Source organism: Cytophagales bacterium, from assembly GCA_019456305.1.
Taxonomy (GTDB): domain Bacteria; phylum Bacteroidota; class Bacteroidia; order Cytophagales; family VRUD01; genus VRUD01.
Genome location: VRUD01000047.1, coordinates 20,852 through 29,429 on the forward strand (window position 1 = coordinate 20,852; position 8,578 = coordinate 29,429).

General features: G+C 37.3%; 5 protein-coding genes. 2 read left to right on the plus strand and 3 right to left on the minus strand.

Annotated elements, in window-relative coordinates:
- Nucleotides 1-105 precede the first annotated feature (105 nt).
- Together FVQ77_10965 and rny are read left to right on the plus strand one after the other, a co-directional pair.
- Nucleotides 106-420, plus strand: a complete 315-nt coding sequence (locus FVQ77_10965) for a cell division protein ZapA (protein MBW8050834.1) — start codon at nucleotides 106-108, stop codon at nucleotides 418-420.
- 221 nt (nucleotides 421-641) lie between these two features.
- Nucleotides 642-2,207: a ribonuclease Y gene (rny, locus tag FVQ77_10970; GenBank protein ID MBW8050835.1), complete on the plus strand. Its 1,566-nt coding sequence runs from the start codon at nucleotides 642-644 to the stop codon at nucleotides 2,205-2,207.
- Between the two features lie 14 nt (nucleotides 2,208-2,221).
- Here rny and FVQ77_10975 read toward each other — a convergent pair whose 3' ends face one another.
- The 3 genes from FVQ77_10975 to FVQ77_10985 form a co-directional block, all read right to left on the minus strand.
- Nucleotides 2,222-3,967, minus strand: a complete 1,746-nt coding sequence (locus FVQ77_10975; GenBank protein ID MBW8050836.1) for a T9SS type A sorting domain-containing protein — start codon at nucleotides 3,965-3,967, stop codon at nucleotides 2,222-2,224.
- Nucleotides 3,968-4,000: 33 nt separating this feature from the next.
- Complete coding sequence (locus FVQ77_10980; protein MBW8050837.1) at nucleotides 4,001-5,782, minus strand: T9SS type A sorting domain-containing protein; 1,782 nt, start codon at nucleotides 5,780-5,782, stop codon at nucleotides 4,001-4,003.
- Nucleotides 5,783-5,852: 70 nt separating this feature from the next.
- Nucleotides 5,853-8,578, minus strand: a 2,726-nt coding sequence (locus FVQ77_10985) for a T9SS type A sorting domain-containing protein (GenBank protein MBW8050838.1), incomplete at its 5' end; no start/stop codon positions are given.

Genomic DNA, 8,578 nt, shown 5'->3' on the forward strand with positions numbered 1-8,578 from the left:
CATCAGAATGTACAAATTTACCCCGTTTGTAGTATAATGTGTTCAGTTGTTCGTGTTTTCAAGAGAGCTAACATTAACACGTGAACACGATTTAGTTGGATTGTTATGGATGAACTTTCAAATAAGATTCAAATTAAAATTAAAATCGCAGGGAGGGAATATCCGATGACAATCAGTGCCGATGAAGAAGAAAGAATAAGATATGCAGGCCGGTTAGTCAATGAAAGATTTAAAGCTTTTAGAGATGTACATGGATTAGGTGACAAATTAGAGGCCAAAGTGGATTTGTTAGTAATGGTTGCTTGTGATTGCATGATTGAAAAATTAAATTCTGATAGAGACAACGAAATTATATCTGAAAATCTGTCTAAGAAGATATCCGATTTAGATGAAACTATCTCTAATACCATATCGGATTGATTTTTGGGTGGGAGAGGGAGGCCCCGGTATAGTCAGAATTTCTCCCTCATGTACATTCCTTGTAACGCGTTAATCAAATCTTCAATTTCTTCTTCGCAGGTCAACATTTTCAAATTTCTTTTATTTTGAGCAGAACCTCGGGTATTCCGGGTACAATGCTTTGTTTTTTGCTCTAAGCAGTGCGCCATGAGCTTTTAACTAATCTTTAAACTATTACAAAAATGAATTTATTTATTTATATATTAATTACAGGAATAGCTGCCTTGGGGACCGGTATTTTCATTGGCAGATTCCTTATGCAAAAGGTCTTAACAAAACAAGAAAGATCAGCAAAGGAGAAAGCCGAATTAATTATCAGGGAAGCTGAAGTCAATGCTGAGAGCCTGAAAAAGAACAAGATCCTGGAAGCAAAAGAAAGTTATCTTCAGATTAAAACTGAGTTTGAGGATGAAGCAACAAAAAAGAAAAATCAAATCATCAAAAATGAGCAGATAATCAGGCAGCGTGAAGAGAGCCTGTCCAAAAAAAGTGAGGAGATAAATCGTAAAGAAGCCGAAGCTGACAGCATGAGGGAAAACCTGAAAGCTCAATTGGAAATAGCTGCTAAACAAAATGAAGAATCAGAAAAGATAAGGCTGTCACAGGTTTCTGCACTCGAAAAAATTGCAAAACTTACAGCAGAGAAAGCTAAAGGACAATTGATTGAAGCGCTTAAAGAAGAAGCTCAATCCCAGGCATCTTACCAGATGAAACAGATTATTGATGAAGCAAAACTTAAAGCTACTAAGGAGGCTAAAAAGATAGTGATAGAAACTATTCAAAGAACCGCTGGTGAACATACCATAGAGAATTGTGTGTCGGTTTTTCACCTGGAAACTGATGAGCTAAAAGGTAAGATCATTGGACGTGAAGGAAGAAATATCAGGACGCTGGAAATAGCAACAGGTGTAGAACTGATCGTGGATGATACACCGGAAGCTATAGTAATATCCTGTTTTGACCCGGTAAGAAGAGAAATAGCCAAATTAGCTCTACAGAAGCTTGTTCAGGATGGCAGAATACATCCTGCAAGAATTGAGGAAGTAGTAGAGCAGATCAAAAAAAATATGAGTGACGAAATCGTAGAAATTGGAGAGCGTACGGTCATTGATCTGGGGATCCATGGATTACATTCCGAACTTATCAAATATGTTGGCCGGATGAGATTTCGTTCCTCTTACGGCCAAAACCTGCTACAACATTCCTGTGAAACAGTCCGGTTATGTGCCACCATGTCAGCAGAGCTCGGTTTAGATGTAAAATTAGCGAAACGGGCAGGTTTATTGCACGATATTGGAAAAGTATATCCAGAAAAGTCTGACATAACACATGCTTTATTGGGAATGGAGATAGCGGAAAAATATAATGAGCACCCTGAAGTGTGTAATGCTATAGGAGCGCACCACGATGAAATAGAAATGACCTGTCTTCTATCTCCGGTAGTACAGGCGTGTGATGCTATATCAGGCTCCAGGCCAGGCGCCAGGCGCGAAATTGCTGAATCCTATATGCAGAGGCTTAGAGACCTGGAGGCGCTTGCCACTGCATTTGAAGGAGTTACAAAGTGCTATGCAATTCAAGCCGGACGTGAGTGCAGGGTCATGGTGGATGCAGAAAATGTAACCGATGAAAAGGCGGAAATTATTTCCTTTGACATTGCTCAGAAGATAGAAAAGGAAATGAAGTATCCTGGACAAGTAAAAATAACTGTGATCAGGGAAAAGAGGGCGATAAATTTTGCGAAGTAAAATTAATTTGAAAACTAATTAATAAGAATTAACTTTTTAACAGAGAGAAGTTTGCCACCAATAAATATATTACAGAAATAAGTACCTTCAGACAGGTCTTTTAAATTTAATGTGTATGTACCTGTATGTACAGAAGGAAGCCTAATAGCTTTAACTTTTTGGCCAAAAATATTATAGAGTGATAATTCAATAACTTTTGAATTATCATTTAAAGAATAATTTATCGTAACAGAACTTTTGGTTGGATTGGGATAAATCCTTATGTTATATTTCTGTATAATATCATCATTGATACCCGTAATCGGGCACGAAAAAACAGTTGTAGTATCAAAAAATGCTTTTACAGAATCCATTGCATCGCCTAAAAGAGAGAAATCAGGACAAGGATAGATATTTGCGGGGCGAATCCATACTACTGCAACTGTTACATCCTTAACCGCACCGGGAGCAAAAATAAAAGGGCCCGATGACATTACAAACCTTGTGTCTCCCGGAGTATTAGCTGCAGTACATTCAGACCAGGCACTGGTGTCTGTTGGATTACCCCAATACATATAATCAGTATGGGGAAAGCTCTGGTTTGTGCCATCCATACCATCATTAGTTACGTCAGCGCCATTTTTCCAGATATTTCTCATATAATTGTAATAATGTATTCCTTTATCAGGATTTCCATTTACAATATTAGCATTATTATTATAGTATATAAAATTAGACATGCCTATATCAATACCATTAGTGTCTTTAATTCCTTCCAGAAAAGATACTCCCAAAAGAGGTGGGTCAGCGCCATAACCACCTAATGTGTCCTCATCAAAATCATCACCGTTATAGACAATACCCATATTTCTGCTTGTATCACAACCAACATAATCATCTTCAAAGTATCCTAAATCAACATCAATCCATTGTGCCAGGTATGCAGAGTCTAAAATGTTATTTGATTTATTGATCAGCTTATAATGATAAAAAGTAGTATTATTTAAAACATCACCGGTAGTAAGTGCATAGGCTTCGTTTTGTATTTCCAAACCAATAGCTGCGTTCTCTGGTTCCATACCTACCTTTTGTCCTCCGGCATCATTTATCACCCACCATACAGATTGGTCACCCTTTACATTAGGATAATCACCAGTCATCGGATCGTAAACCCCATCAATAGTTACATCTACAAAAGGAGCAAGATTCTGATTCATATTTCTGCCATCATTGATATGTGGATTTCCTTTTGCAGGCCAATATAAAATTGTAGAATCTACATCGGCAGGTGTGGTTATTTGCCCTTGCTGATACTTGGTGGTAAAATCACATATTGTGACTCTGTTGACTTTATAATGATCATCCCATAATAAACATGCTGTATCAGATATAGTTGCCGAATTAGTTAAAGGCCCTGGCCAATAACTTTGCTGATTTGTCTGTCTGTATCTTTGGGCAGCAACCATTAACTGCCCCCCTTGATCTAAACCTCCGAACCATATAGCTCCGGCAAATATTGCATGTTTGCCTGAACCTTTCGGCACTTCATATATTGCCTGGTTAGAATCCCACCACATATCACCACCATTTAACAATCCTGCACGAACGTTATTAATATCTAATGTTGCTTTTGAAGATGCTGTTGCACAAAGGGCTTTTATCTTTTTAGTATTTTGATGATTTGTAACCGTATCTTTATTAATATTTTCTTTTGCACAAACTATTGAGCAGAAAAAAATTGATACAGATAATGCAGCCGTTAAATAAATTGTAGTTTTCATGGTTGTGTAATTATTTAAGTTTATATTAGATCGTTACTGGCAAATTACCATTTTTTTGGTAACTACTCTTTCGTTATCAGCAAAAAGAGTAATAAAAAATATACCCGGTTTTAACTCATTAGCATTTATTTTAATATGATTGCTGCCTTTTTGTAAAGAATAAGCTTTGATGATTTTACCAGGTACATCATAAATTAATATTTCACCACTTTTTGTGGATTCTGATAAATAAGCAGATATGGTAGTGAATTCATTTAAAGGATTAGGGAAAATATTAAGCATATATTTATCTACACTGCTCAAGGACCCAATTCCTGTAGCGTTTACTACTGTTACAGTAGATGCAAAAGTATCTGTGCAGGTGCCTTTATGAGCAATTAAGATAACAGTAAAAGTGCCTGCACTATCATAAAAATGAAATGGATTAGGTACATTACCCGGAGTGGTGCCATCCCCGAAATCCCACTCCCATAAGGTTACAGTAGCATCATAATTAATAAATTTTACATAAAGTGTATCCTTGATATCTACTGTATCATGCGATTGAGTATATGTGGCATCGGGTTCAGGATATATTTCATGGCAGTTTGTGTCTGGTGTATGATATCCCATGCTGTCTAATTTTAGCAGCCAGCCATCCTGACTGGGATTACCTGTAATATTCCATCCACCGGTTTGGCCTGCTAAAATAAAACCACCGTCAGTTGTCAATTCAACATCATAAAAAATTTCTAAATATTGACTTCTATTATACAATCTAGACCATAACGAATCACCGGCAGAAGTAGTTTTTACTACCCAGCCTGCATTATCATTATCACCGGATACAGTAAAATCACTGCCACCTACTGCTATCAAATCTCCATTTTTAAGCTCTTTTACAGCCCAAAAATGTTCCGTATAACTTATTGGTTTTGGAACGCCATATATTTTATCCCACAAAATATTTCCTGATGAATCTATCTTTGTAAGTGAACCAACCCAATCAACCGAAGATATTTCTTTTTGGCCGCAAATAATGTAATTCCCATCCTGTGTTGAAATTATTTCACTACCAGCCTCGTTATATACAACTACACCATAAGTTTTTTGCCAAAGCAAATCACCAACGCTATCCGTTCTTATCAGGTAAATATCCATATCCGTTCCGCCCCAGCTTCTTGTCCAACCTAAAAGGTAGTACCCGCCATCGGGTGCAATAATAATAGAACCTATACCTTCATAATTGGGGCCGCCATACATTTTTGACCATTCAACATTTCCTATGCTATCTGTTTTCATCAATCGTATATTTGCATCACTGTTTAAGCTATCTACAATCGAAGATACTAAAAGAAAACATCCATCTTCTGTAATTTTCCCTGCAGTACAAACATCTTTGGTATCAGTTGTCACGTATTCCTTTGTCCAAATTGTGTCTCCAACTGAATTTAGCTTATAAAGTATCGTATTCCCGAACATTCCCCAACCAACACTCAGATCATATTTAGTACCGCAAAAAGCATAGTTACTATCATTGGTTTTCAATAATTTTACTCCTGTATAATTAAATCCTGGCTGTCCGAAAAATTTTGACCACAAAGAATCACCAAACTTATCAATTTTAAAAAATATTATTTGTGCGTCTCCATTGATAGGATCCCAGGATGTTCGGAGAGCCAAATAAGATGTATCTTTTTCAAGCAAAACATTTGTAACCCCATAGTTTGCCTGCCCATCGTAGTTAAATGTCTTGTCAAAATAAATAGTTTGGCCAATAGTTTTAACCGCAATTATTATTAATAATATATCTACTATTATGATTATTTTTTTCATTGTTGAATATATTATAATGGAAACTACCAGAGTAATTTTATTCTGATAATCTTCTATATTAAAACAAAAACTATTTAAGCAGGATCAATTTCTTAACGGAAAGTGGATTGTCATCAACCAATATCTTACAAAAGTAGGCGCCTTTTGGCAGTTCTTTAATATTCAATGTGTATGTGTTGGCGCCTAAAACATGAGGTAGTTTTATAGCTTCAACACTTTTGCCAAGTATATTATACAATACTAATTCAATTTCGGATGAATTATCATTGAGATAATATTGAATGGTAACAGAATGTTTTGCAGGGTTAGGATAAATATTTATAATATCAGCTTCAAATATTTCCTCCTCTGGTTGATCAACAGTCAGAGCGCTCATTCTTGAATTGTTTTGAATGATAAATTCTTCAATGATTATTGGAATAGTATCACCAAACACCAGATTAAGCGCTGCCTGTGCATTTGCAGAGACCCTGGTGGGTGATGCGCCAACATCTCTTATGAGGTTTTCCTGGGCTGAGTCCATTTCAAATACGGTTTTACCCGAATCACCCAGGTCACAAAATATGGTGTGCAGTTGAACAAATCTAATATCTTCCTGCATAACCTGGGGTATCATTGCCAGCATATTCCTTGCCTTGGTATGCTCTTTACGGGCAATGTATCTCCCCACCAATCTTTTGCGCGCTTCTTTTTCCTGCAATAGCTCTAAAAATATCTCTGCCTGCTGTTCCTTCCCATCATCAAGCAAGTTTACCATAAGCTCATTTATAGCAAGCTGCTTTTCAACAGGATCTGTGGTTGTATGAATGATTGCCATAAGTTGGGGATCTGATATGGGGCCTGCACCTGTATCACAGGAAATAAGATCGGGAGAGGTCGCAAAACAAGGAAAAACAGTGACAATACTGCTTACACAGGTAGGCACTGTTTCAGGTGGAAAACCATGCCCATAATAAGTAAATGGTATGGTAGAGAAGATGTGATTTGCAATATCGGGGAGAGTGCAAAGGCTGTTGGGTGGATCATTAAATAGGTTTCCAGCTCTTTTTTTTATGGATGAACAACTTACCCCCTGTGTTTTCAAAGTAAACCCCGGAGATTGCGGATTGATGCCCCATGCTGCTAAGTTGTTTGTATAGCTGTTGCAGCTTATTTCGAGCAAAGGATTGTCTAATTGGGTTTGTGTGCCTACCGCCAGATCATCAAAAGTGTTAAATTTTATACTACCACCGCCACCGTTTGAATTATCTACAATAACCCCTCTTTGAAAATCTAAAGAAATACCTGTAAATTGGTTATCTTTAATCACAAAACCAGAGGAATTGATCATCAATATACCAAATGTAAGGAAGTTCGTTACCGTGGGTACATTAAATGTGTTATCAGCTATGTGGTCAAAAGTAGTTCCATTGGTAACGATACCCTGCTGTACATTAAAGGTATTGAACCTGGCAATTATTCTGCTTGCCCCTGCTGTTGAAATTGCAAAAATACCCTTAGTAAGATCATCAAAAGTATTACCCTGTACTCTATAAGACGCAGAAATACTAAAAATGCCCGTGCTTCTACTATCTTTGTCAAAATTGTATGCGTTAATAAATGTATTTCCTGTGATCAAAACACCGTTAACCCGATATAAATATATATGGTTAATCGTACCTCCGATAGGCGCTCCACCGCACTCTAAAAGTTTTATAGGTTGGTCACATATAAAAGTACAATTAACAAGCGTGCTGATATTTGATTGTTTGGTATAAGGGCCAAAAGTTACATCTCTTGCATTGTTTTTAAACGTAGAACTAAATGCCTGGATAATTCCTCCACCTTGAACACCAACACCGCTCGATGCATCTTCAATCAGCGAATTATTGATCAATTTTATTTTACCCTGGGGTGTATTATTAAAAGGGCCTTGATTCTCATCAGGATAACCCTGCGTCCCAACGCCAAACCATAGACATGTATCACAGTCATTTGAAGTAAAAGTAGTGTTATCAAGAATAAGATATCCACCCTTTGAGCTTGTTGTAATTCCTCTATTAACGACTGCAGAAGCATTGTGTAAAAATTTAAAGGTCATATCTTGGATGGTTAAAGTAACACCGGAAGCTACTGCAAAATTGAACCCAATAATTATCACACTTGAGCCAGGGTTTATTGGATTATTTGCAGGCGTCCATACAGCGCTGGTAGTTACGAGATAACTACTCACATCCACAAAAATCGGACTAATAGTAGTAGCAGTAGTAGTCATACAGCCGTTGGCATCAGTAACTGTAACTGAGTAAGCTACACCACATAAGTTTGTTGCCGTAGCGGTAGTTTGTGAAAGAGGGTCATCCCACAAGTAGGTGTATGGTGGCGTACCATTGGTTACAGAAACCGTTGCCTCCCCAGTACAAAGATCATCACAATTGCCATTTACTGAAGAATTTATTGAAGATATAGTGGCAATGGGTATATTAATGTAATTAATCGTTACGGTTGCATTATCGCTGCATCCGTTTGCATCTGTAACAGTAACAGTGTAATTTCCTGCACATAATCCTGTTGCAGTAGCAGTAGTTTGTGTGCCTGGATCATTCCACAGGTAGGTGTATGGTGCAGTACCACCTGTTGCTGTAACAGTGGCTTCTCCATTACAAATACCAGGACAAGAAGCATCAGTGCTTGAAGTTATAGTGGCAGTGGGTATATTACCAATGTTATTGATCGTTATGGTTGCATTATCGCTGCATCCGTTTGCATCTGTAACAGTAACAGTGTAATTTCCTGCACATAATCCTGTTGCAGTAG

Bases quoted from the DNA above. Each gene is read 5' to 3' on its own strand.
- FVQ77_10965 (MBW8050834.1), top strand. From the start codon at position 106: ATGGATGAACTTTCAAATAAGATTCAAATTAAAATTAAAATCGCAGGG.
- rny (MBW8050835.1), top strand. From the start codon at position 642: ATGAATTTATTTATTTATATATTAATTACAGGAATAGCTGCCTTGGGG.
- FVQ77_10975 (MBW8050836.1), bottom strand. From the start codon at position 3,967: ATGAAAACTACAATTTATTTAACGGCTGCATTATCTGTATCAATTTTT.
- FVQ77_10980 (MBW8050837.1), bottom strand. From the start codon at position 5,782: ATGAAAAAAATAATCATAATAGTAGATATATTATTAATAATAATTGCG.